The following is a 26,687-nucleotide window of genomic DNA, read 5'->3' on the forward strand; positions in this document are numbered from 1 at the left end:
CTGTGAGGCTGCTAGAGTATGGCATTACTACTTTATACAACTTTTGCGCTCACTTTACTTCAACACAGTAAAAGATGTCAAATGGGTTCTATAGATTACATGGACATCTCCGATTCAGTGAACTAAGTCGGACGAGATAGTATTAGTCCAACTTTTTCCGAATCTCTTTTGCCTTAGCTTCTAATACAGCCAATAAATCTCTCAGTTGCTCTTGCTGGATATCTTCGACCTTAGTTGCTGAGACATCTCGAATTAGAGAACTGATTTGGTGACTTGGTTTAGGTTTTGTTTCAGGAGCATGTTCAGCAATAGTTTGGGCAACTAGCAAACGAGTTTGAGCGACTGTTAGCCTTTCTTGCAAAACTTGTGATGTAGCATCTTGTCGGATTTTAAAAGCTTTAGTTTCTTCAATTTTTAAATTTTTAGAATTTAGTTTTTGGAGCGATCGGGCGTGGTTTGCACCAAGTCCTAATTGTCTAATCGCAATTTTTAAGTCTTCTGAAAGCCGTAAGCAAGGAAAGACATTTGCATCTACTGATGCTGGATTTTGTTGAAAACGTAATAACAACAGAAGAATACTTTGTTCTATTTCGTCTAAATTAAATGCTTTAATGCCTTCTGACTGCTCTTTTCTAGTTAAAATAACCAATTCAGTTAATTGGGGCAAAAGTTTTTTTGCGTTTAATCTAGCTATTGCTCTCCTAAGTGCTCTAACTACTTCTTCCTGTTCAAATTCCAAAGCTAACTTAGCCTGTTGAATCAAACCTTCGGCTAAATCTAGCTCATTCAAGCTTTCTCGGTGAAGACTAGTTAATAAAGTGCGTGCATGTAATTCCTCTTCAGAAAGTTCTTTCTGAAGCATCACTGCATCCAGTGTTTCAATTTCTGGCTGTAACTCTTCTGCAACGGATCTCCATCTCCGTTCTCCATCAAAAATGAGATTTCCTGGTAGTAAAATAATCGGCTGTTGTTGCCCTTCTTCTCTAATGGAAACAGCCATACTCCGAATACTATCCGAAGTAAATGTTTGCCTTGCTTGTTTGGGATTGGGTTTTATTTCACTATAGTGAATTTTAAAAATCCCAGATGCTTTCAAATGTTCTCGTAGGTCTTCAATAGTTTGATTGAGAACTGTACGTTCTTCTTCAGCAAGCTTTCCCTGTGCTTGTTCATCTTTTAATCTTGTAATCTCTGCCTGTAAATCTTCTACTCGTTCTTCAAGCTCAAATATCTGTTGTGAATCAGCAGCAGAAGCAAACATTCCAAGTACACTCGGTTTATTTAATTTTGTCATCGATTAACCTCTTATTAGCTTAAGTTCGTTAACTAGTGCATCAACAATTGGCAGAAAATCTCCTCTTGCCTCTTTGCCCGGTCTGTAAATTCCCAGAGGTAGCCCTCTACCAGAAGCATTAAGAATATCAGCTGATTCTCGAATTGGGCTAAAGTACTGAATTCCCAAATTTTTACAGACTAGGGGAAGTTCCTCAACAATACTTCTATGCGCTCCCCAATCACTTTTCCAACGAGTAGGAACTATACCTAATATTTTCGGAGTCGGTTTCAATCTCAGCCGCTTGCAGTTGAAATAGTACCACTCAATCATCGCCGCAGCACTTTGAGAAGCCTTGTATTCAGGTTGAATGGGAATTAACACGTGGCTAGAAGCTGCAAGAGCAGTCAGTGGTAAAGGCTCCAATGTTGCAGGACAATCGATAATTACAAAATCGTGAGATAAGGGATAATCACTCAACCGATCTGCAAGAGTATAAGCTCCACGCAGATCCTTTGAAACTTCCCGAATTGTTTCGTGTAATTCTTTTCCGCCTTTACAAACTTGAATTTTGTCAATCTTACCTTGCCAAGCTGTAACTAAAGGCCAGTTCCCATTAAAGTCTGGATGGTAAACATTAGCCATTGTTCCCTGTGTTTTAAATTCTCCTAATCCGCAAAATAATGTCAATGATTCGTTAGGATCGATGTCTAATAGTGCCACTGAATAGCCACGAACACCCAATTCATACGCAAGATTGTATGAAATAGTACTTTTCGCCACTCCTCCAGCGTTTGTCTCAATCGAAAGGGTCAAATTGGCAGGCATAATTTTTTCTCTTTCTTGATTACTATATTTCCGACTCCCAGTCATGAGATAACGTTATATCAGTTTGGGCGAAGAATTTTGAGATAATGTTATATCATTTTTCTGATTTCTCTAACAAGGATTGCTATCAACACAGAGGTTGACTGCAAGTAATATCGACCTAGCTACACAGATTGCCTATTGTGGAATTGTACACAAAAAGAAATATACCCCGTCCAAGAGATATTCACTCAGCACTTGCTCAATCTAATAGTTCCGTAGGAAAGCATTATTGCCTTTGTGCAAGCTGGTTATTGAGTATAAAAACCAACGGCATAATTCTAATGTGATTTCAACCTTTAAAGCTGTGTCAACCAGCAGCTATTAATGCGACTTTTTTGAGCTTATTGAGAAGAAAAATCTTCTGTTGACATAATATAACCACCTTGCCATGAAGATTCTACGCTGAACAACAGTCTTTGTTCAAAGTGTACTCGATTGAAGCGGGATAACAATACTGTCTATCTACCTGATGTCATTATAGAAAGGGGCGCTGCCAACAAGGAATTATTTTCAATCCCCCTAGAACTAGCTATTCTCACCTAACCACGAGTAATCGGCTCATTCATGCAGTGGTTATTGAGAAGTTACGTAAAAAGCATCCCAGAAGTGTAGTTGCAGTCCTTGTAACTACACTACTTTTTCTGAGCTAATCAAACATTCTCGTTCACAGCAATAAAGGTACTAGGTCGCTCACAAGGCGTAAAATTATACTTACGTTTAACTTCTTCATCTGTACTACCTTCAGCGGATTTAGTTAGCAGTACAACCTCAGAGCGGGTATAACCAGTCAACTCATCAAACTGAATAATCATATATTGGTAGAGCGCCCAGACATCCGCCATCCGATTGCCAATACCGGAAGATATCTCATCAGGTATAAAAATATTACCGTGCCAAGATACCTTAATCCCCTCTTTGTGGAAGTAAGCGTCTATTTCTGGACGAATATAATCCGCAGTCCCTCCGCAAAACACCAGTTCTTCAATATCATCATCCATCTTTGAGCGCAACCATCTGACGATCGCACGCCAATATTCATCTCTAGCAAGCAATAAAGCCTTGGACATCAATTCGCCATCAAGTTGAATTTCATCACCTTTGCGCTTGCGTGAGAGTTTCTGCATCACCTGGGAGTCACAACTAACCCCAGCTTCTACCAACACCTCGATAATATTGGGATTATCAGGGCTTAGTCCCGATGTCTTGGAAGTAAAATTATTCATCAGCCAAGACATACCAAAATTACTGGTTATTCCCGTACCAATTGAACCACTGCGGAAGGTGAAAATACTTGCGTTGCGATAACCAAGCATCACATACATCGAAGCAGGCATGTTATCGCCAAGCGATCGCCTACGGTGAAAAAATATCCCACTACCCTCAGAAGCTGCATCATAACGAAGCATTTTCACCCGCATCTTACCTGCTGGTGTATCAAATCCTCGAAACGCATCCTTCAACCGAACTTGTAACTGTTCTTTGTCTTGCACTTCACCAGGCGGTAGCAGGATGCTCAAGTAAGCTGCAACATCATTACCCAGGTTCAACTTCTCCTTAGCCAGCCAAAATGCACCACAAATTTTAGGGACTGCTAGTTCGTACTTTAGCTCCTTCAGCTGCGATATACCCCCAAAGCGACGACGGGCAAGCTCTCCCAAGGCGCAATACTCATCGCCTATTCCTACCCAAGTACGAGATTCAGGACTACCTTCTTGTTGAACGCTCTCAATCGAAGCTTTAGCAATATCTGCTACTTCTGAGTCGAAAAGTAAAACAACAGGCTTTCCCTCTGGATACTCTTGAACGATCGCCTTGGTTTTACTTGCACCCATGTCAATCGTAATTACTACCTTTTTTACGTCTGTTTTCTCCTTAGTTTTGGGCATATCTTGATCTTTTATTACCTTTTACTATCATTCCCAATTTAACCGAAATGGGAAAAATACTGTGGTGTAAAACACTTTCTTTACAGGGTTTAACAGCTTTTTTACATAGAAAGTGCGTAGAGAAAAAACTATTACGGCGATGTTCTTCGATGGCGCTATAGCATTCATACTCAACTCCATTGAGTAGAAAGTCCACTGCAAACTGCCAGCAAACAAGTTCAAATTTCCACGGGGCTAATTGAAGTAACTCCATAGCACTAATACCAAATCTAAACCGTAGATTCTAAGTATACTCATGTACTAAAAACTGCTTTAATACCCGATGATCAAAACACCTCCTAAATTATGACTAAATTACCCCAATCACACCCAAATTCTGTATCAACTAAAAGTTGATTATTAAACAAAATTAGCTTTTTGCCTGTAATTAAAACAATGCGATTGTCATCATCACACCCCGTATTACCTCAATCATCCCCGCAATTACCCCAGTAAAAAGTATCGTAATTGTGCAGTCTTGGTCAATAACAAGGTATGTCAAATGGGGTTAATTACACATTTGTTTTGCTGTCAAATTTTTGATTGTAGCTTTTACAGATGAGATATATGAAGTGATTATTCCAGGCGATCGCACCTCTAAAACTAGAATGCGATCGCCTTTCCAGTTCGGTCAAATACTGTTGATGCCCTCGACCAAAGGTTTTGACCAAATGTATGGCTGAAATGGTTTCATAGAAACTTTGAGGAATGCAGTGCAGGTGCTTGAGGAAAAACTCCTTCTAAATGCGCCCAATGGAGAGGTGAAAAGCATCTCCTAACAACAGCGCCAGGCGATCGCACTCCAGGAGATATTGCCCACAACGACAAACAGGACAAGCACAGGACTTACACAAGTATCACAAGCAAAGGCAGAGAGTACGCTTTTCTCCAACACTTAACCACCCATTCCTCATAATCCCCTCACTCCAAACGAAATCCTGCATCAACTTCTATTTCTGCCTTAGCAATTGGGTCATCCTCGTCATCATTAAAGAACTCATCATCTTCGGAATCTTCTCCCAAAACATTTGATCCGATTGGTTCTGCCGTAACAGGTAACGACACAGGACTTGGCCCAGTGGAATCAAAAAAAGAAACTGAAGGGGGAACCGAATTAGCTGAAATAGGAGTTATTTCCACGCCATTAGTTCCAACTGTTGGTTGTAAGCCAATTGCACCTTGCGAGAAAACTCCACTATGAGGATTAACAAGAACTATCTGGGGCAACCCCTCCATCCCAAACGTCCGTTTCATCTTAATTATCTGAACTTCAAGTTGCGCGATCGCATCATGAAGGGCTGACTGCAATTCAACACCAGATACCCCCGCAGCAGATAGCGCAAATGGTAGGTAATACGCCCGCAGCGCCTCACATACTAACTCAGTTTGCCCTCGCTTCTTTGACTGGAGATAGCTAATTACTATACCGTCCTCCATATCTTTATTCCGCATGATACGCGCCAACTCAACCGAATCAGCTGGCTTACTAGCTCTCGCCATAACTTCTTTTCTATATAACGTGCAAATCAAGCTTCTCAGTAAGCTATTTGTCAATACTCTTACTTTAACCATACAGTGGGAAAACTCACCCCCGTATTTACTCCGAACTACCCCAATTCACACACTAATTACCCCAATTAAGTGAAATTGGGTTTGATTTTTGTCAATCAAAATAAATAATTAACTGAAAAATAAACTCTAACAATCCCCATAATTGAGGTATTCTGAGGGCAAATTAACCCAATTATTTCAGCATTACGTCGAAGTTAATCGACTTAGGATAGAACCCCACAATCCGCTCTGTATCTGATTTACTACAGTTGCACTCCACAACAGACTATTGCTGTCGCCGTACAGTCCTGTAACTAAAACAAGGTATGTTTAGTAGGGTCATTTTATCACTAAGGTTATTATCAATAAACTAGATTAATTGACAGTCCTTTAATACCAACCGTCTTCTTTTGTAGCACACAATACTACTTTTGTCCTATATTTACTGTTTGATAAATAAACAGATTAAAAAAATAATACCTATAAATAACTGTAATTACGTATAATTGAATCCACGATGATGGATAGTACCCACTACGCGATAGCGTTCGCGGAGCGTCTGCTCCAGAAGCGCCGACCTGTCGGTTCGCACGCTGGCAACATAGCCATATAATCCCTACAATCACTACATCCCAGCAATTGCAGAATTAACAATAAGGTTTAGGGCTTCAGTGTCAGTTACAAGATGAACCCAAGATATTAACCTCATGGTATTTGTATCAAATAGTTACAGTACTCTCACTGTCGGCATCTAAATGCAGTATAGTTTATACCAAAAATAGCAGCGATATTGTCCGCAATTGAAACCACACACTGTTGTCAGATTTCCGGTTATCCCCAAGTCCCTCAGTGCAGTCTCTAACTATGCCCACTCAGTCCCGCAGTGAAAGAAGATATGGTAAGTAATTCCATAAAGCGAACCAAATCTATCAAGGTATACCTCTTTGAGCAAGAGAAAACTACCATTGAGGAAAAAGCGATCGCCACAGGGGTAACTGCATCTGAGTATTTACGTTCCTGTGGGTTAAGGCGGGTACTAACGGCAAAACCATCTGCCGACTTGATAACTATCCGCGCTACTGCTGGAAACCTCAAAAGCGAACTGATGATGTTATCTCACTTAGCAAAGGAAACAAACAACCAGCAAATTTTGGATACTGTCAATAATGCGATCGCACTCGTAGATAAGACCATCGCAGCTGCATTTAACCTAGACGTTCTAGATAAATCACCCTCAAGCCAAGATACATAAGGCATTACAGGTTCTATATCCCCCACTTTCAACTCCCTCAATTTGATTCCCGTCATCTATAAAAAACCGAATTTTCTCGACACGCTCAAGTATGTCTTGGGGAAAGATAATGCTGGGATTGTCGATACTAATATGATGGGAACAAACCCAGATGAATTCAACCAGCAGTTTCTCAACATCAAGTACACCAAAAAAGCAGTTAAACGGCAGTGTGCCCACCTCATTATCTCGATAGCACACCGCCACAACTATCATGAGCATTTATCAGACAGTCAGTACAGCTATGTAGCAAGGGAATATCTCAAAGATATGGGATACTTACCCAAGGAAGAATCATCAGTAGCAGCTACGAGTCAGTTCGTTGCAGTACGCCACCACGATCGCAACCACGAACACCTGCATATAATCGCCTCCCGAATTCGGTTAGATGGCAGTTTAGTTAATGATTCCTATGATTATTTCAACTCCCAAGTCTCAACTAGACGCATCGCGGCGGAACTAGGGTTAGAGGTGACACCGACAACGAATGAAGCCGTCGCCTCTAAGTTACAGCAAGAGTATGGCATAACTGCACTCACCAGTCCTAACCGCTCGAAAAGTATTAGAGCAGTCAATAGTAAGCACAAAACCCCAACAAGTAAGGAAATTATTCGCCAAGCAATAGGGGAAGCCATCAAGGATAGTCCCACTGTCTCCACCTTCATCCAACGCTTGGAGGAAAACAACATTGGGGTATTGCCTAAAATGCGAGGGGAGGAACTACTAGGCTTTACCTACATCCATAATGATGTGAAAATTGCTGGTTATCAAGTATACAAACCCTATAGTTGGAACAAACTACTGTCTGAATACGGAATAACATACGACCAAGAGAAAGATAGGGAAGTAATTCAACAAGCTAAAGCCAGAGCAATTAACCGCATAAATATCAATATTGCAAGTAACAATGATTACCTATATACTTACAAACCTACTAGCAACAGTACAAGTGATAGTAATGGCGATACCGATAGTAACTCCAAAATACTTGCTAGTACGAAAGTACTCAATAATAATTATCCAGATCAAATTTCGACAATACAACCAAAATTAGAAGATAAACCCACGTCGGAAGCAAATAAGGTTAAGAAAAAAGTACAGTCGCATCTGAAGGAACAGCACCCACAACAGGATATTTCAGAAGAAAACGGTCTATCTACTGCTCAACAAATCCTGCAAGAGCAATCTTCCCCTACTCCCCCTTTTCCTAACCTTCTCCCTTTTAACCTCAAACATCTGCCTTCTACAATCACTGACTATATGCTTGTTATCAATAATTTCCGTATCAAGGGACGGGAATTGAGTGCCAGCTTAGATGGCAATATTCTGACTGTTTATCGTCATGGTGATAATACTCCTGTGATGCAAACCTGCTATAGTCAGGGAAACTGGTACGAAGAGATACCAACTCGACTAACAATAAACGAAATCGAGCAGATTAAAAGCTTGCGTATCTTTACCCAAGAAGCATTAATGGGTAAGTTGCGATCTGCGCTTCGCAGCAGCGCTTCGCTATCGCAAAGAGGTATTGAGCAATAGTAAATCTGTTGGTAGAGAAAACTTAATCCACAGTGCTATTCGACTGTGGGTAAAAAGCTGTTGGGAATTACTATAGTTTGTACGAAGTGTTCAAATTTGAATACTTCGTACAAACTATATCCTACTCAGGTGAAAAAATCCTAATATCGTTTATCTCTGTGGGTTTGCACATAACCCCATAGGAAATAACTCTACCTTGTTCTAGCTATATTAAATTATAAAAGTAACTAGAACTAAGGGATGTAAGCTATGCCTAAGAAAAAATGCGGACTTGGGTTTGACTGTGCCAGTATGATGCAATACCCAGGCGTAGACTCTGGCGACTGCTTAAATTACAAAACCTGTGGGTTTTCAATAGTGATGAAATTATACCCATCAACTCATAAAACCAGCAAAAAGGGAAAATTTACTTCGATTACTACCATCAAATTTTTAACCAACCATAGTCTTGCATGGATGCACGCCTAATGCTTTAGAGCCTGTCATAAAGTACCACGCAGAGATGCAAAGTACCGATTTTATTTTGGGTTTTGGAACTTGTCTTTATCTTTCCTCGTTTTGATACCAAAAATGCACGCACCAATTTCTCGTGTGTTATGGGAGGAATGTTCTGACACTGTTGAAAACTAGAGTGCAATAGTCATTGGGGCAAGGCATCTGATGTGGAAGTTACTGTTGAGTTGAAGAGCGTGGTTGCTTGACGGATTATGTGGGGATCGTTTACTTGACGGAGCGAGCAACCGGCTTGCTCGAACTTGTATCGAGTTTGATCTGATGCATCTGGATCAGGAGCTGCATAAACCACATGTCGTGCACCTGCCTGAATCAAGTTAGTTGTACAGTCCCCCATATGTTCGCCCGGTCCTCCAAGAGTGCGTTTTCCACATGGCTCTACTGTTGTATATATGATGTCGTCCGGAAGAACTGGGATAGCAGAGAGTTCGAGCTGACGCAGAAGTACATATTCAGAATGCTTGCCATCGTTACAACTGATTCCTTCAGCCAGAATATTTCCTTGTCGTACCAAGCACGAACTCACCACTCCGCCTGTGTCGTTGGATTGATCCGCAATGGTGAATAGATGCTCAAATATCTCTTGCTCTGTCATAAGAACCACTCTCGAGTTGGGATACTCTCATACATTATCGCTGTGGAAATATCTACAGTTATCGCAGAGTTAAAAGTAGCCACTAAAAGATAGCCATAGCACGTCTCGAAAATATCCTTCTACCCGATACCCCTGCTCTGTAGCCCGTATTTTCTCATACTTGGGACAAAGTGACAGTTTCTCTAGGATTAGACGATGCACAACTTCAGCTTAGTTCTATCAGCTTAGTTCTAGTTGATTAAATTAAAAATAATAGCTAGAACAGAGAGCGACCCCAAAATTTTGGCTCATTTCTTGAGAGTAATCAATGCCTGCGATATATCCTGCTGATGCTAACCTGGAGAGACGCTGAACACTCACTCCAGAAACGAATCCAACTAGCATACCTTTGGGCGACCGAACATCTACATGAATATACCAATCTCATCAGTTGTTAATCGCCTCCCTACTGTGATGCCTCTATGCTATCTAGTATTGAGTTTTCAACACGTTGTTATTTTGCCTAAAACTACAAACACAACCATAATTGTAAACATTAAAAAAGTTACTACTGATTTATAACTAAGTACAAAATAACCAATAAACTTGTATATTTTTTGTCATACTAAAATTATTACATCACGCTGGATAAATCTGTATCAAGAAGAAGCTAAGTAAAAACCCTATAATAAAGTTTTTTTAATTACCTATAAATTGCAAGTATAAATTAGAAATTTGTTGAATAGATTACCGTTACAGAGAAAGTAAAATTAAGCTCTAAGGGTATTTTAGTGCCAAAAAGTAAAAATTTATATTTAAATTTATAAGTTTAATTGTTCATATATGACAATTCAAGCTAAACATTTTGACACTAGATTAAATCAATGGATTCATATAGATGGTAATACAAATAATCCAGATTCACTGTTACAGGAAGAACTTAATAATACCTTACTAGAACATTTCTTTCCTGGGGTAAACTTTTCGTTTGGGCATATGGACGAAAAGTCTATTGTGGAACAATTAATTAATCATCCTGAAGGTCATAAATTATTATTATCATCAAAAACTCGGTTGTTATATGGGCCGGAAGAATGTCTAGATACAATTAGACAATTATGCCCTGATAACAAAGATAGAGGTGCTTACGGGTCTATCTTTCTTGGTTCATGTCAAAATGCTGTCAAGAAAGAGTTAAATATTCTAATTGTCGATGATAATAATGGTGAGAATGGCGGCGTTATTAGTAATGACCAAGCATATCAGCTAACAGGAGACTGTTACGGGCAAATATCCACAGACCTATATCACAAATTAACTAAGCATCAAAAAGGTGATAAATATCGAGTAATTCAACACCGCTTCGGTTGGACTGACCAAGACGGAGATGATAATAAATACCGCTTTGGCAAAGGTACACTACGCCCTGCAAACCTTGACCAAATCCTCAATTATTCAGATCCCAAGAACTCAACTAAAATTGACTTAATTCTTCCGTTATCTGCATTCAAGGGAACTGATAAAGACAACCCTAATAGGCCAAGCAAGCCCCAAATTCAACCTGGACTGTACAGGCAAAATATCTGGCTAGGTGAAAAATCACAATCTGAACTCGGTAAAACAGCTATCTCGCAGTTACTCGCTTCATTCCCTAACGGACTAAAAGACTTTACCGAACAGCTAGAACTTGAAGCCAAAAAGCTGAATGTTGTACAGGACGACCCCCGGCAACTTGCACAACTTTACTGCAAAAAGTACGAGAAACGGAAAGCTTTTCTTGAAGAACAAGCAGCAGAAGATCCAACAGTAGTAGAAGAGTTAGAAACTTTGCGCGATGGCGCAGGAGCGCCCGCCGTAGGCGATCGCGTTGCTACTGACTCTTTCGTTTACAAACTTATCAAAGCTGATCTGCAAGGAGAGGGTCAACTTCTTGAAACTGAGAAAGTACAGCGCGAACTCGCCCGGTTCGTCCAAAACGAGTGGAAAGAAATCGCCATCGGCAAGACGCTCACATTTGAGCGGGCAATGGTCATTCCCTCCAAAGACCTGCAAAATGGGGAAATCTGCATCCCGCATTATCAACACGGGGAAGAAGTTCTCAACTTCCGCTCCCCTTTCCTCAACTCAAATGGTCTGTGCGTCTCAACTAACAAAATTGTAGAAGACATCCTTGGGCCTGATGGTCAACCTCTCGCGGGTGCGATCGCTGTCTCGGACGAAACAAGCGATCGCATTTATAACCGCCTTAACGAGCAAATTAAATCTGTCCTACCCGAAGCCCGAAGTAAAAATCTCCAATTAGAAGGTATTGAAAATTACTTAGATCAAAATATCAGCAAGCTCGAAACTAAAGACAAAATCGAGTTTACCAACAAATTTAATGAGTATATTTTAGAACTAAAGTCGGCTGGTTACGAGCTAGAAATTCTTCCTCAAGAATCCGAAAAAGAGCGACAGGCACGCGACTACGATGGTGATTGTATTGGCTTTGAGCGGGCAAGCAAGTATCCAAACCTCACTGCCGAGGCAAGGGAGCGCAACCTCCCTGAAAACGCTTACGATCCAACTGTTAAACTCAAAAAACAATCTTTTTACCAGGAAGATGGCAGTCAGCCGGAATTTGAAGAAATCGCCATACACATGAGCGATGGTATTAGTGTGGGTGTTATCAACAATCACCTAACCTCAATTGAGGCGTTAGAGTCAGAAATTACTATCCTGAAAAACTTTGGTAGTGAAAAAGACCAAATTGAGTATGTACAGCAGGTAGCCAAACACTACGAAGATTTATTTAAAACAGAAGCCTGGGCAAAATCCAAGGGTATTGAAGGGAAGGAAATTCCGACCAAGTATCGCGGTTATATGGAAGAGTTTATCAAAACTGTTCGGCAAGAACCCCTAAACCAGGTCAATGCACTGGTGGCAATGAATACTAACATCAAGATATACCGCGAAATGATTGCCGAGGCAGCATTTCAAAACCAAATTGCAGTTGACCTCTTCAAAAGTGCCAAAAAACCCGAAATGGAAATTATCCGCAACAACAGTCGGATTCTCCACCGAGAGGTTAACTATATTAAAGATAAGAAGAAAGATGTTTATATTGACAATACAATTCAACCCACGGGATACTCGCCTGTTGAATTACTAATTGCTCAAACCAACCAGTATTTTGAAAAAGCTCGTCTCGAATCGCGTGAAATTACCCAATTTCAAGCTTTATTTAAAGGTATCAAGTTTTCTAACGAACAGCGATTAAGAGCTACTCTTGTCAAAAAAGAATTCGACAAATCCTTTAATCAAGCGAGTCAGCTATCTAGACAAAAAGAAACTGAAAAAGGGCCGTCTGCAAATATTACCCTTGCTAACGGCAATCAAGTAAGTGTAACTAACCTTTTACAGTATGACAACGAATTTATCTGGAAAGCTAATAAAATTACAATCAAGCTATCAGAAATATCTGAGGACAAGCGCAACAGTAACCACCCACATAAATATGTAGTTTATGCCCAAATTAACGATGAAACTGAGAACAGCAAACCCAAGTTTAGGGCATTAGGAACACTTGCTAAGGAGCAAGAAAATAAAGCCGAAGAGATAGGAATTGCACTTGGACAGGAAGTAACGTCTAACAAAATAGCCTTCCAAGCTGAACTAAGCGAAGGTCAAATTAAACTTCTTTACCAAAAAGCCTACCAAATAGCAGAAGAATTTTACAATTCAATTCCAGAAGGACAAAAGATTGCAATGGCAGCTGCTACCTGGGCAGTATCAACTACTCGTGAAATCAATAATGATAAAAGTAGCGATTACCAAAAGAAAGTTTCTAATTTCGCCTTTGCTGCCTTTCCTGAAGAGATTATCAGTCAGTTAAACACACTCAGATTTAACGAGTTTAGTATCACTGGGTTCGACCGTAGTAGTGAATTATTTCATGAGAATAAACCTCAAAATATTCGATTTAATCTAGCTGAAGATGGAAAAAGTGTCATTGAACTCCAGAATCATGAAGGTAATTATGAAACATTTGGAAATATAGAACAAAGTAACGCCCGACTACCAATTGGTACTACTGCTATTGCCAGCATTGAAAAAGGTGAAGTATATACCACCTCTGTTACAACCAAAGTACCCGGACTACTAGAACTTACCTTCAAAGTAGGTGAAGTTAATAAGTTTGGAAATTCCCAAAGGTTTAATAATGAACCTGTAATGTTAACAATTGAAAAGGTTGATCTTATTCGTGAAGACTATAGCATTTATCTTCAAAATGGTAATAAACCTGAAAAACTAGGCAACATTGATAAGGAATCAATCAAAGAGGGTATTGCTGAAGGTTGGCTAGCAGAAAAATCCGGTAATGGGCAACAGTTACAGCTTAAAATTCAAACCATCATCACCGGACAAAATGCCTATGCGATAGCAGAGACATCTAAGGGAAATTTTTTACGAATTAATATTACTAATCCAAAGTACAAAAAACAGGAGATTAGCAACCAAGCATTTAAAGAAACTTTAGTTAGAGCATTTGATAAAAAGCACGTTTATATTGCTAAAGTTGGTGAACAATCACTCGGCATTATTGGTCAGCATACTGAACGCCTCGAAACCGAGTTAAATAGAGAGAATGTACAAAGACAGTGGCAAAGGAAAGAAAGTAGCACTGTACAAAAACTAATTGATACGGGTATTATTCGCTTAAACCAACAGCGAACTAGTATCCCTGTACAGATTACCAGTAATGAAAGTACCTGTAAAATAACTATTAATCCAGAAACAGTAGAGTATCCCGACAAATGGGTTAAGCGCAGCCAGCTTATAAGTAATGAGCAGCCTGTGAGAAACGAACAGCAACAAAAACGCAGCCAAATACTCGGTAAAATTAACGAACGTCCTACAATCCTATTCCAAGATAAAGAACAAAAATTAGTAGGGCTTTTAGGATTAGCAGTTGATGAAAATATAGCCGAAAAAACCAAAAAGTATCTAGAAAAAGTAGGAGTATCATACGAACAGCTTCCCGGATCACAAGCTCGGTTAGAAGCCAAAAAAGGTATGACTGTATTCGTACTCGATGAAAGTACCATTAGTAACGAACTAAAACAAACCTTTATTGACCGGGCTGGTGGTAATATCAAGAGTGCAGATACACCGTCACAAATCCCTCCAATCATTCCAGAACAAACTGTATATTTTTATAACCCAAACCAACAATATAGTTCTCCAGATGGATCGCTCTTAGAAACTAAAGAAGCTCTCGGATTAGTTGTTCCCGCACAAGACGCGATCGCTGTAGCCACTTGGCTAGAATCAAAATCTACTGAAAAACATTATTTTATTGAGAGCAACATAGCTAGATTTATTTTTAATAAAAATGAAATTTTTGAAGAAATAAACAAAGAATTAAATAGTTTACTTGGAGAACCGATTAATATCGGTGAAGTTGATGGATTTGACCGTTACGAACAACTTAGTGCAGAGTTAAATCAAAAAGTTGCGGCTGAAGGTAGTCGTTTAGAATTAAACCAAATTCCGGAAAATAGTGAGTACAAAAAAGCTCTACAAGCACTACCTAACCGCCCCAGAGAGCTTAATCAAGAAGATTCTCCAGTACCAATTATTCCTGCGAAAGCTGTACCAGAAAAGAATATAACTAACATTCAATCAAGTATTAATGCCACAGTTGCAGGAATTTCACAAATTTATCAAAACTCAGTTGAAGTACAAGTATCAAAAAACACAAAAATAGAAACTAAAAACCAAGCAATATTACTACCAAACTCGCGTCAAGCCGATCAAACAAAAGCTATCGAAATATTGGGTAAGGTAAGCGAGGAAAAAGTAGAACAATTGCGATCGCACCTTGAAACCCACTTCAAACCTATACTTCAAAACGATAAATCCAACTACGCACTAGGACGACAAGTCGCATGGGTCGGTGCAAAATGGGATTTGAAGGATAAAGACTTCAAGCCAGGGGTACAGGACGATAAGTTAATGAAACTTGTTAAACAAGTATATCCTGACGCTGATATTGTGCTGGTAACTTATTCCAAAAATCCCGGCGCTGGCATCAACTACCACCGCGATGACTCCTACGCCGCGACGGAAGCCCGCAGCATTAATATCGGAAATTCTGATTGGGGGTATCGCGCTGCTAAGGAACGAATGGCATGGACTAGGGAGGAGAATCAGGACGCACCATACCAAGAGTTTAAACTTGAGTCGGGTACAGTAACCCGCTTTAACTGCAAGAATGAACACGCTGCCCTCAATACTGAGGCTGGCAGATGGTCTATCAACATCTGGTCAATTAAAAATGACCTGGGCAGAGAAAACAGCGTTCGCCAAAAATTTGAGAACTTCCTCGCCTCAAACCAACCTCCTCTTGCAGTAGTCCAAAGCAACAGCGACCTCACCATCAAAACTAACGAGTGGACACCTGGGGGAGAAATTAAAGTAGAACGTAGCTATACAAGCCTCAGAGAAGTCACTCGAAACATATCCTCACACCCTTTAAACCAACCAACTGTAGAAGAAATTATCGCTATCGGGAATTCCACTGCCACACGCGCTACTAACCCTCAGATTCCAGACAACCCGACTATATCTGGAAAACCAGTACCAATGGTTTATTCGCTGCATCTGCATGGCGAACCTTCCAAAGTACCAGCTGATACAACTATCGATGCCATGCGCGGACACGGTAGGATACACACCACCAGAGGTGTAGACTACCAAAAAACTTATGGTATCAAACAGGGAGATATTGCGATCGCTCAAGGTAAAAACTGCGAGCAAGTTGCTTTCCGGGTGGGTAAGCAGTACAAAATTACCACCCAAATGATTCAAGATCCAAGTTACCAGCAAGCCTGGGCGAAATGGGAAAAACATTCATCTAAAGAACTTACCCAAACCCAGGCGAGTAAGAGTCAGGTATATGGCTTATTCATGGAGCCGCTAGGGGATTATGTCAATGGCAAAATTGTTCCGTTCCCAACCATTCAAAAACAACCTGCAACTCCAGTAAATATCAGTCCCGACTCCAAAGATGGGCTTGGAGTAGCACTCAGTCTTGCCACTGCACTCGCAAAAGAACAAGGCAAGCTGCAAAACGATTACCAAGTTTCAGTCAATAATAATCCAGAAGCCCCTGCTGGGCAGTATGGAGTAGAAACCCATGTCCAAAAACCTGAAGGAGTAGCATACGCATCCGCCGAACACGCATTTAACCACCAAAAGCAGTTGCATCCATCGGCTGATGAATACAAGCTAATGGTAGAAGTGCTTCAGGCTAAACTGGAACAACACCCCCGGCTAACTGAGGCGATCGCCAAACGCGGAGGAAGTGAGTGGCTGGAAAACTGTACGGCAATTGCTACAACGGGGGGAACCCCAACGGACAGTTCGCTCAAGTCGGGAAACCCGCCCACGCGACTGTCCTCCACAACGCACTGCCTCACCAACATAACTAACGCCCAGGATAAACAATGGGAGGATAAGGGTAAAGAATCCGCATTTATTCAAGCCCTCAGCGAAGCATACACCAATGTAGTTGAAAAGTCACAACAAACTACAGCAAAAACTCAGCAGGAAAAATCCGAACAGACTGATCGTCCGCTAACAAATCCACTATCCCAACTCGAACCTATAAACGCCGCCGTCGCTGAACACATGAAAAAAGATATTGCGATGGCACAAATAGCTACCCAGTTTATCGGTAAATCAGCTGCGCCACCTGAAACACCTTCAAGCACCCGTAATTACGAGCAAGCATGGGGAGAACGCGCCAACACAGGAAATTACTCAAAAGAAGACATCATTATGGTGTCCGGATCTGGCCCGTGGCGTGGAGTAACAAGCGAGCAAATTGCCCAAACATTTGAAAATCACTATAAACCCTTGCTTGATAAGGCAATTGAAGCCAAAAGCTCTTTCATAGTCGGAAATGCACAAGGAAGTGACCAATTAGTTCAAAATTACCTTCAAGAAAAAGGGTACAAGGTAGAACAAACTTCCCAAGGATACGCTGTATTTAATTCTGTAGAAAATGCCCTAATTAGTACCAACACCATTTCTTCCAATACACAAGTATCACATAACTCATTTCTTGCTAAAGACAAGAGCATTTTATCTCCACAACAAAGTCAACAACCAAATATTGACCAAGCACTCGCCTCACCTTCTCAACACAGAATGCAGCAGGTTGGAGCGATGGATAGCATTATCGAGCGGATGAAAGCTAATACAATGCAAAATCTTCAAGACTGGTATGTAGCAGCTGAAAAGCTCGGTAAATCAGAAACATATCTCAATAGAATTCAGGAGGTAACTGATTTATACATCAAAGAAAATATCAGTCTTGAGAAAGCTTTTAAGGCAATGGAGCAAGATATTAAGGAGCTAGAAAAAATTAATGAAATGACCAGTCTTGCCCAAAGTTTAGTTAAAGTCATTGGACAGGAAGATATCAATGGCATTATGTCAGTACAAACAGAAAAATACCAAATTGCTACAAAAGCCCAAGACAAAATTTACTTAGTTAAAGATAAAAATAACAACGTATTATTATATGTTAAAGAAGGGAAAACCCAAGTAAGTAACATCAGTGATGAAACATTACAAGATTTTCAACTCATGAATTTCCGTATCAATAATGCTCTCAAAGATGTCAAAAAAGATTTAGTGGAGAGGTAATTTTAGTATGAAAGAACTAATCGAACTTCCAGTAGAAGGTTTAACTCTAGCGATGCAAGCCAGTCTCCTCAGAGAATTGATCAAACAGCTTAATATCCCTGATGATAAATTTGAAGAATCTGCAACAAAGCCTCCAACTGCTGAGGAAACAAAAGAGGCCGTGCTAAGATTGAATTCGGAAATTAACAGAATCATTGAAGTAGTACAAGATAAAGTAAAAGTAAATTCTCCAGAACTTGAACCTATCACTTTTGTTAATCAAGAGTCATCTTCGCAAGCCGAAGCAAGCCAGTTTACACGAACGACAATTGAACCAGAGGTTCTAAAAAACCCCACAAATAAAAATGATGACAATAATGGCAACCCAGTAGAAGAGAGTCTAGAAGATAGAGTACAATCTCTTACCGCCAATTCTCAAATTAGACAGTTTGTTATTCCTGTAATTTTAGACCGCTTAGATATATTTGGAAAATCAGATAAAGAGACACAAGGTATCATTTATAAAGGTGAAGCATATACTGCAAGTCTAAAATTAGAAGAAGATTCGCAAACTCTTAGCCTTGATAGAAATTTGCCTGATTCCGAACAAAGTCGAGAAGCACTCTTGGCATCTCGTGACAATAACTCAGAAGAGTACTCTATCACCATTAATAATCTCACCAAAGAGGAATTTGAACGTTTCAAGACTCTGTTCAATGAGCAACAAGCACGCCGCGAACAGAGTCAAAAACAATTCAAAAACCAGGATTCTGCTAAAGAGCTAGATTAAATCAACCCAAACCACACGCCATACATAAAAGCTATAAATCCAAAAATCAGCTTTTTATTAAAACTCAGTGGAGTCTTGGGACAAATAACAACCGCAACAGCAAAATAGTAAAAAGACGCAGTAAAGTCAAACAAACTCGTCGGGTTAATAGGCAATCTGCCTAACCCGATGAAACATAGCATCCCTATTAAAGACCAAACAACAATATTTTCTATCCATGCTAAAAGTTTATCGCTTTCCATAAACAATTATTTATTCCTCCATCAATTCGCTGATAGCTCTTAAAACCAGTACTGATAAATAAAATCATCTAGTCAATATATTGCTTAATGAAAACTACACAAACCACCCAATCACTTTGTAAAGTTTTTACGAATAATAGTAAAAACTTTAAATAAGCTAATTAAATTATAGGAATTGTAAAGATTAAAACATCTAAAAAAGGTAAGTGTTATAAGTATTATTATCAGAAACAATAACAATACCAAACCAAAAAAGCATATAATATGAAACCTATTAATGTTGTCATCATTGAAAATGAGAACATATCTAGGATTGGCGCGGCAACAATATTATCTGAAACTGGTAAAATCCAAGTCTGTGGCCTTGCCAAATACGGAAAGCAAGGAATAGAAATTGTTGACACAGAAAAGCCAGATATCGTAATTATAAATATTGATTTACCTGATATTGATGGCATTGATGTAATAAGTGTAATTAAATCCAAACACGCATCGATTAAAATCGTGGTTATGACTGCAAATAGCAGTCGAGATACCATTAACGCAGCAATTAGTAATGGCGCAGACTGCTACTACTGTAAAAATAGTGTTAGAGAAGAAGTGGGAGAAAGATTTGTTGAAGCAGTAATGGCTGCGTACAATAATGAATCATGGATTGACCCAACTATTAATCGCATTCTAATTGATAGTCTCAGGTTAAATGAGACACCCGATAGAAATACACTAGATTTATTAAGTGATTTCTCTAATAAAGAAATAACAGTTCTTAAATTAGCTGCCGGAGGCATGAAAAATAATGAAATTGCTAATGTCATGTATGTTTCCGAAGGTACAGTAAGGTCATATCTACATAACTCATTTATTAAGCTAGGAGTTAAAGATAGGTTAAACGCTATCCGCGAAGCAATCCGCCTGGGAATCCTCAGCTTTACAGATATGAAAATCGAAGAAGAAGTTACTCAAGAAACCCACACAAGAGTCAAAACCAACCAAAAAAGTCAAAAAGATACAGCTAAAACGAGTAATAAAGGATATAAAGGCTGGGTTGCCTAGAAAATTAATCAACAGCAATTATGCAGCCACCTGAATACTTCTTCTGCTGACGGCAAGTTTGAATAATGGCAGCGTTTCTAACATAAATACTACGTGCTAGCTTGCCTTCATTGGACTTAGCCCAATCCAGAAGCTTTTTATCTTCGGGTTGTAAAATAGCAGTTCCAGAAGCCGCCTGCTGAAAAGTTACACTTCCAGCAATAGTCTTGTATGTAAAAACACCAATTGCAGCTCCTAAAGCCAGTACAAAACCCAACACTCCCGCTACTTGTGCCAATCGCCAATTATTTACACCTAAGAGAGGCAACGCCCCGCCAGCTTGCTTAGTCATCTTAATTAAATCCTTAGCCGCTTGGGCAATCGCACTCTTTTGTTGTTGTATTGCCACTTTAGAAGCACTATTAAGCTTATCGTCTACCATGTCAGTCCAACCCACCACAAGGGAGTCAAGCCTACCTGGTAGTTGCTGCAACGCAAACTGAGTTGTACCCAGTTCCGCATATAGGTTAAACAAGGGGTCATCAGGCCGAATACCCAATTTAAGTATCCAATCAGTAACCTCTGCTTTTTTTTCTTCAGAATATTCTGCAACAACTTTTTCAACAACTTTTGCAATATTGGTCATAGGTTGTTTAAATAGTCAATTTGAAATCTTACTGTTAATTTGGTAAAGCAAATAATTACCATTTCTCAGATTCAACATCTTCAGTTACATCAAAACTGGAAGGATTTTGTTGATTTGCACCTACAGAAGCTAGTTCTGTACAGTTCTTACTCAACCCTAGATAATTAGAAGCTATTCCATTAGAAACAATAGAGTTATGAAAATTCTCCATCCAGTTGAATACTATCGAACGCTGAATAGTATTAAGAGGAGAGTTAGTTTCAATCAGTTGAGCATAAGGTAAACAAGTATCCTCAAGCAACTGATAAAAGTCATTATGCAATCCACCTAAAACTAGTTCCAAGCCGTTTAATTTTTTAATAGCAGCTTGGAATTGACTCCCCTCATAGTATCGAAATTGCTTGCCAAAGTAATGATTTTGGATAACAACATAGTCAACCTGACTACCAAAATGCTGGTATAAATCCTGAAGATAATCTTCAACACAGTCTTTACGGTGTGATATCGGGTGCAAGAAAGTAACACGATATCCCAGACAATTAAGATTTTCTATCAGTGAAACATCCCTCTCAAAAAACTTGAATTCTCGGAGGTTTTGACCTGGCATATCAGTCAAAATCACTTCAATTTTCGGAAACATTTCTAAGTCGAGTAATAACCTATCAGAATCACCTCTAGAGAATCCCAAATAGTTTATCTCAAAGTGTTGTGTTTGATACATCGATAGCTTATTACGATGCCCGTGGTAGAAAACACGCACATTGAGTTTATTTTTTAAGTGCAACTCTAGCAAGAGTCTAGAAGCTGTAGACTTACCTACACGAGCATCACCCGATGTAATCACAAAACGCTTTCTAAACATAATAAACTAAGCAAACTACTAAATTAAGCAGCTATATTTTCAGATTGTAAATTTGAATCTTGATTTCTAGCTTTTTCTTTTTCTTCATTTTCTCTAAGCTCTTTAGACTTTTCAACAACTGCTGGATAGTAACAATCATCTGGTTGTATATCAAAGCCAAATAAATTAAATGCTGGCTTAATTTGCGCTTCAAACTCAGCAAGCCAAGATTTAATTCTCGACTTAATCACAATATTTGTTTCTTTATGAGTCTGACCTTCATTAAATGTCAGAGCATGGCGGTCAATAAAGTCGTAGGATTTGTAGAATAAATCTGGCATCACAAGTTCTACCAGACCTTCTGCAAGCATATTTTGACGCAGAGAAGAGTCATTATAACGCTCAAATTTTTCTTCTTCGCCATGAAATAAGTTCTTGACGACAATATAATCTACTTGATCTTTACAAAGTTCGCGCAGTTTTTCTAAAACATTTATGGAATCAAGAACCCTACTAATCACTGAAACCATCGTAACTTGACAATTAATATCGGTTTTAAGCACTTCAAAAAATGAAAGCTCTTTGACATAACTTTCAAAGAAACCTCCAGATTGTGCTGGTAAGTCTAATAGCGTAATAGGACAATCACTCTCATCTAAATTAATTAATAAATCGTCAGCACCACCTCTATGGAAAATATCAATGTAACGTATTATCGGTCGGTAGTCTTTTTTGAAATATCTTTCTAACTGAGGATTTCTTAAGTCAGCTTCATAAGTGACACAGGGTAAATTTTTATTAATGTACAGTTGAAATAGCGCTCGTGCAAAGGTACTTTTTCCCACGCCACCTTTATCACCTGTGACAATTATTAGCCGCTTTTGAGGTTTACTATTATTAATATTGGTTGTATTATCATTAGACATGACTTTCTTACCCTTATTGGTTCTATTTTGAGACATAAAAATCCTCTACAAAGCAAATACACTTTGTTGATGTAAATCGAAACTCTTAAACCTTATATTGAAGAAAATAATTCATTATAATTGACAACTATTTGATACAAGGAACATTTAACAATAAAAATAGTTGATTATACAGGTTCCCAGGAAACCACTTAAAATGACTGTTCTCTCGATCAATCCTACCAGAGTAAATAATCATAAGTATACTTATGCAAAAACCTTATGCATACATCAATTCTAAAATGCTCATATATTTGCCCTGAAAATTAGCTATGTGAGGAAGCCAATAAATACTCATTATTCAATCATATCTGACTACTTTAGCCTACATAGGTTGCTTATATTATGTAAGCTCTAACTTAAAAAGCCAATCAACAAAATTTCAATATTTAACCAAAATTTGTTGATTTATAAATTAGTAATAAATTTCATATAGGTTGCTTAAATTATTTTTATATTTAACAAATATAGTTTTCAAGCTTACAAAATCTAATTTATATAGGACTCATATTTGATTTTTGAAAAAGACTACGAGATGAATGGCACTAAGATAACGCCAAACCCATTACCTATAAGGCTTTTGGGTGTGGGGTGTACTGAAGAAGGAAAATATTTATGTTCATACTCGATATTTTGTTTTCTTAATTTTCCCCTACACCCTACACCCTACCCCCAACACCCTGCCTACACGAGCTTTCAGCTTTTCTTAGTGCCATTCGACTACGAGATAATACGTAGAAATACATCTGTCTAACAGCGAACAATGATAAAGCAGAATCTACAGGACGCGATACCTTCGGTGAGCTTCGCTAACGCAGAACTAGAACTGCAAGAATTTATCGCTCTTCATCCAGAAGCCCGTGAGGTAAGGAAAGCTTTGGCAGTGAAGTTGGTTTATCAAGGCTACTTGTACGAATGGCACTAAGAAAAGCCTAAAGGCTTGTGATTTAAGCAGTTTGCAACTGTTTTCGTAATTCATGCCGGGGTTTGGTCATCAAGGGGTAAATTTTGGGGCGACGTTTACGAACTCGTGGTTCACTACGACCTGGGCGGTCGGGAACAGCCTTGTGAGCAATAACTTTTACCAAAGTGCGGTAAATTTGAAGACGTTTTGTTGAATTTGCAGCTATAAGAGAGGGAATAAAGTTAATTAAATGATGGCGAGATAGCGATCGCTCTTACTCCTTGACTCCTTAATCGCATAAATGCCTGTAATCATTACGGGGCATAGCTTAAAGCTTTTCTTAGTGCCATTCGGAACATACCCTTCGTGAATTCACCATAATTTCCTCAGAAAACCCTTAGATTCTCCCTCTAGGGTGTCAATAGAGTCCAGCACTTAGGGGGAACATTGCCTCGGCGACTTACAAAACCCTCACTGTCACTGAATTTTAAACAGCGGAGTCTAGATAAGGAGACAAACTGATGAGTCGTGATTCGCAATACTTTTATTCCACTCGCATCGATATTCCTGAAATGTTGCGGACTCAAGTGATTGAGTTGCTCAATCAAACCCTGGCTTCAACGCTAGATCTGAAAACTCAAGTTAAACAAGCTCACTGGAATGTCAAAGGGAAAGACTTCTACCAATTGCATGAACTGTTCGATGAAATCGCAGCGGAAGTGGAAGAATTTATCGATCTGGTGGCAGAACGCATCACTGCATTAGGAGGCTACGCTCTGGGAACCGCCCGCATTGCTGCCCAGCAGTCGGAGTTACCCGAGTATCCGTTTGACCTGGTAGAGGGGATGGATCATGTTACGGCTCTCGCCGATCGCTTCGCCATTTATGCTAAATCCCTACGGGATGGGATTCAGAAAACCGACGAGCTCAATGAGATGGATACCAATGACCTCTACATTGAGATCTCGCGGGCGATCGACAAGCGCTTATGGTTCCTGGAAGCGCATCTGCAAACTGCAACCAATACTTCAGGAGCGGCTACCGCAAACACCCAATCCCATGCCGTAAAAGCTGGTGCAAAGGAAGCTAAAGCTCTTCGATGAACTCTCACAAGTCAAACAATTACAAAAGAAAAGGAGAAACCAGTCATGGCAAGCAATCGTGGAGTTGTCTACATGGGGCCTGGGAAAGTCGAGGTTAAAAATCTTGATTTCCCAAAACTCATCGATCCTCGTGGCAACAAAGCCGATCACGGAGCGATTCTCAAGATCGTAACAACAAACATCTGCGGCAGCGATCAGCACATCTATCACGGTCGGTTTGCAGCTCCTGTAGGAATGCAATTGGGACATGAGATGACTGGCGAAGTGATCGAAGTGGGTCGGGACGTGCAGTTTATTCAGGTTGGCGATCTTTGTTCTGTTCCATTTAACGTCTCCTGTGGACGCTGCCGCAACTGCAAGGAGCGTCATACCGACGTCTGCATGAACGTCAACCCCAAAGTAGACTGCGGAGCTTACGGCTTCAACCTCGGCGATTGGCAGGGCGGGCAATCCGAATACCTCATGGTTCCCTACGCCGACTGGAACCTCTTAAAGTTCCCCGACAAAGACCAAGCAATGTCAAAGATCAGGGATCTGACGCTGCTCTCAGACATCTTGCCGACCGGCTTTCACGGCTGCATAGAGGCAAGGGTCGGATCGGGATCGACGGTCTACATCGCTGGCGCAGGTCCAGTGGGTCGCTGTGCCGCTGCCAGTGCTCGCTTCTTGGGCGCGTCCTGCATCATTGTGGGCGACAGAAACCAGGAGCGGTTAGACCTGGTGAAGAAAGCGGGCTACGAAACCGTAGACACGAGGAAAGATACGCCAGTTGCCGACCAGATCGAAGCAATCTTGGGAGAGAGGGAAGTCGATTCCGGAGTGGACTGCGTGGGTCTTGAGGCGCATGGCTACGGACGGGAAGACGGAGAAGAGCATTCAGAAGCGATACTTAACACCCTGTTTGAAGTGGTCCGGGCGGGGGGCGCGATGGGCATCCCCGGCATATACACCGATGCCGATCCTGAAGCCAAGACCGACATGGCCAAGCAAGGTCTGCTCCCCCTTGCCTTCAGCAAGGCGTGGATCAAGTCGCCGTCGCTGACGGCAGGACAAGCTCCGATCATGAAATACAACCGCCAACTGATGATGGCGATCCTGTGGGACCGGATGCCTTACTTGAGCGAAGTCGCGAACACCGAGATCATCTCGCTCGACCAAGCACCAGAGGCTTACCGGATATTTAGCGATGGCTCGCCGAAGAAGTTCGTCATCGACCCGCACGGCAGCACGAAGAAAGCCGCATAGAGCAGCGTCCGCAAAACTCTGGCGCGCCCCTCTGGCTTGCACTTCGCTCAGGCATAGGAGTTACTAGCCTTCGAGCCGCTGGGCGCACTGGAGGCGATCGCCCACTCCATACAAACCCATATCGAAAGGAGATAGGAACATGGCGAATGAGAATCTTAAAGGACTGAAGGTTGCGATCCTAATCGCGGACGGCTTTGAGCAGGTCGAGATGACCGAGCCTCGGAAAGCCCTCGATCAGGCTGGCGCGGAGACTCGCATCGTGTCGCCCCAGAGCGATCGCGTTCGCGGTTGGAACTTTACGGACTGGGGTGACGAGTTCTCGGTCGATGTTGTGCTCGACCAGGCACAATCTCAGGATTTCGACGCATTGCTACTACCGGGTGGTGTGATCAATCCCGATTCACTCCGAATCCAGGCGAAGGCGATCGCATTTATCAAGTCCTTCTTCGACGCTGGCAAACCAGTGGCATCCATCTGCCACGGACCCTGGACGATCATTGAGACTGGTGCTGCACGCGGGCGGCGGATCGCTGCGTGGCCCTCGCTCAAGACGGATCTGCGGAATGCAGGCGCGGAGTGGGTGGATCAGGAGGTCGTGGTGGACGGCAACCTTGTAACGAGTCGTATGCCCGACGACATTCCAGCGTTCAACCGGGAAATGATTGGGCTGTTCAGCCACGCGGGACAGGCGCAGCCAGTATAGGAGA

At 40.7% G+C, this 26,687-nt stretch carries 19 protein-coding genes; 10 read left to right on the forward strand and 9 right to left on the reverse strand.

What is annotated here, in order from left to right; translation table 11 throughout:
- Positions 1–142 precede the first annotated feature (142 nt).
- The 3 genes from V7K53_RS19760 to V7K53_RS19770 all read right to left on the reverse strand — a co-directional run bounded on the left by V7K53_RS19760 (position 143) and on the right by V7K53_RS19770 (position 4,029).
- Positions 143–1,294 carry a ParB/RepB/Spo0J family partition protein gene (locus V7K53_RS19760; protein WP_335199179.1) on the reverse strand — a complete coding sequence of 384 codons (1,152 nt, stop codon included), beginning with the start codon at positions 1,292–1,294 and terminating at the stop codon, positions 143–145.
- Positions 1,295–1,297: 3 nt separating this feature from the next.
- Entirely contained in the window at positions 1,298–2,101 is an 804-nt protein-coding gene (locus tag V7K53_RS19765; protein ID WP_109013390.1) for a ParA family protein, read from the reverse strand.
- A gap of 692 nt (positions 2,102–2,793) precedes the next feature.
- Positions 2,794–4,029: a ParM/StbA family protein gene (locus V7K53_RS19770; protein WP_335199181.1), complete on the reverse strand. Its 1,236-nt coding sequence runs from the start codon at positions 4,027–4,029 to the stop codon at positions 2,794–2,796.
- Positions 4,030–4,607: 578 nt separating this feature from the next.
- Here V7K53_RS19770 and V7K53_RS19775 point away from each other — a divergent pair.
- Positions 4,608–4,751, forward strand: coding sequence for a hypothetical protein (locus V7K53_RS19775; protein WP_335199183.1), 144 nt, complete (start codon positions 4,608–4,610; stop codon positions 4,749–4,751).
- A 238-nt stretch (positions 4,752–4,989) separates the two neighbouring features.
- On the opposite strand, the gene V7K53_RS19780 is transcribed toward V7K53_RS19775, so the two are convergent.
- Complete coding sequence (locus tag V7K53_RS19780; RefSeq protein ID WP_335199185.1) at positions 4,990–5,568, reverse strand: hypothetical protein; 579 nt, start codon at positions 5,566–5,568, stop codon at positions 4,990–4,992.
- Positions 5,569–6,514: 946 nt separating this feature from the next.
- On the opposite strand from V7K53_RS19780, the gene V7K53_RS19785 reads away from it, so the two are divergent.
- The gene (locus tag V7K53_RS19785; protein WP_335199187.1) at positions 6,515–6,871 is read left to right on the forward strand and encodes a plasmid mobilization protein; all 357 of its coding nucleotides are present in this window, start codon (positions 6,515–6,517) and stop codon (positions 6,869–6,871) included.
- 42 nt (positions 6,872–6,913) lie between these two features.
- Complete coding sequence (locus V7K53_RS19790; RefSeq protein ID WP_335199188.1) at positions 6,914–8,449, forward strand: relaxase/mobilization nuclease domain-containing protein; 1,536 nt, start codon at positions 6,914–6,916, stop codon at positions 8,447–8,449.
- 640 nt (positions 8,450–9,089) lie between these two features.
- Here V7K53_RS19790 and V7K53_RS19795 read toward each other — a convergent pair.
- Positions 9,090–9,557 (reverse strand): hypothetical protein, encoded by a 468-nt coding sequence (locus V7K53_RS19795; protein ID WP_335199189.1) that lies wholly within the window; start codon positions 9,555–9,557, stop codon positions 9,090–9,092.
- A gap of 822 nt (positions 9,558–10,379) precedes the next feature.
- Here V7K53_RS19795 and V7K53_RS19800 point away from each other — a divergent pair.
- Together V7K53_RS19800 and V7K53_RS19805 are read left to right on the forward strand one after the other, a co-directional pair.
- A complete protein-coding gene (locus tag V7K53_RS19800) occupies positions 10,380–18,233 on the forward strand; it encodes a hypothetical protein (RefSeq protein WP_335199190.1) in 7,854 nt (2,617 codons plus the stop codon).
- A 7-nt stretch (positions 18,234–18,240) separates the two neighbouring features.
- Positions 18,241–19,002, forward strand: a complete 762-nt coding sequence (locus V7K53_RS19805; RefSeq protein WP_335199191.1) for a hypothetical protein — start codon at positions 18,241–18,243, stop codon at positions 19,000–19,002.
- Here V7K53_RS19805 and V7K53_RS19810 read toward each other — a convergent pair.
- Positions 18,999–19,244: a hypothetical protein gene (locus tag V7K53_RS19810; protein WP_335199192.1), complete on the reverse strand. Its 246-nt coding sequence runs from the start codon at positions 19,242–19,244 to the stop codon at positions 18,999–19,001. The two genes, V7K53_RS19805 and V7K53_RS19810, sit on opposite strands and share 4 nt — an antisense overlap.
- Before the next feature lie 264 nt (positions 19,245–19,508).
- Here V7K53_RS19810 and V7K53_RS19815 point away from each other — a divergent pair, with 264 nt between their 5' ends.
- Positions 19,509–20,297 (forward strand): response regulator transcription factor, encoded by a 789-nt coding sequence (locus V7K53_RS19815; protein ID WP_335199193.1) that lies wholly within the window; start codon positions 19,509–19,511, stop codon positions 20,295–20,297.
- Positions 20,298–20,301: 4 nt separating this feature from the next.
- Here the strand turns inward: V7K53_RS19815 and V7K53_RS19820 are convergent, their stop codons facing one another.
- From V7K53_RS19820 to V7K53_RS19830, 3 genes are read right to left on the reverse strand one after another with little or no spacing between them, the layout of a single operon-like run.
- A complete protein-coding gene (locus tag V7K53_RS19820) occupies positions 20,302–20,922 on the reverse strand; it encodes a DUF6753 family protein (protein WP_335199194.1) in 621 nt (206 codons plus the stop codon).
- 55 nt (positions 20,923–20,977) lie between these two features.
- Entirely contained in the window at positions 20,978–21,784 is an 807-nt protein-coding gene (locus tag V7K53_RS19825) for a hypothetical protein (RefSeq protein ID WP_335199195.1), read from the reverse strand.
- Between the two features lie 23 nt (positions 21,785–21,807).
- Positions 21,808–22,689 (reverse strand): chromosome partitioning protein ParA, encoded by an 882-nt coding sequence (locus V7K53_RS19830; protein ID WP_335199197.1) that lies wholly within the window; start codon positions 22,687–22,689, stop codon positions 21,808–21,810.
- A gap of 802 nt (positions 22,690–23,491) precedes the next feature.
- Between V7K53_RS19830 and V7K53_RS19835 the strand changes: the two genes are divergently transcribed.
- The 4 genes from V7K53_RS19835 to V7K53_RS19850 all read left to right on the forward strand — a co-directional run bounded on the left by V7K53_RS19835 (position 23,492) and on the right by V7K53_RS19850 (position 26,683).
- Positions 23,492–23,653, forward strand: coding sequence for a hypothetical protein (locus tag V7K53_RS19835; protein WP_335199208.1), 162 nt, complete (start codon positions 23,492–23,494; stop codon positions 23,651–23,653).
- 500 nt (positions 23,654–24,153) lie between these two features.
- The gene (gene dps / locus V7K53_RS19840) at positions 24,154–24,735 is read left to right on the forward strand and encodes a DNA starvation/stationary phase protection protein Dps (RefSeq protein ID WP_335199199.1); all 582 of its coding nucleotides are present in this window, start codon (positions 24,154–24,156) and stop codon (positions 24,733–24,735) included.
- A gap of 45 nt (positions 24,736–24,780) precedes the next feature.
- Positions 24,781–25,980 carry an alcohol dehydrogenase catalytic domain-containing protein gene (locus V7K53_RS19845; protein ID WP_335199200.1) on the forward strand — a complete coding sequence of 400 codons (1,200 nt, stop codon included), beginning with the start codon at positions 24,781–24,783 and terminating at the stop codon, positions 25,978–25,980.
- Positions 25,981–26,119: 139 nt separating this feature from the next.
- Entirely contained in the window at positions 26,120–26,683 is a 564-nt protein-coding gene (locus V7K53_RS19850; RefSeq protein WP_334763936.1) for a type 1 glutamine amidotransferase domain-containing protein, read from the forward strand.
- Positions 26,684–26,687 lie beyond the last annotated feature (4 nt).

The organism is Nostoc sp. (genome assembly GCF_036917355.1).
Taxonomy (GTDB): Bacteria; Cyanobacteriota; Cyanobacteriia; order Cyanobacteriales; family Nostocaceae; genus Nostoc.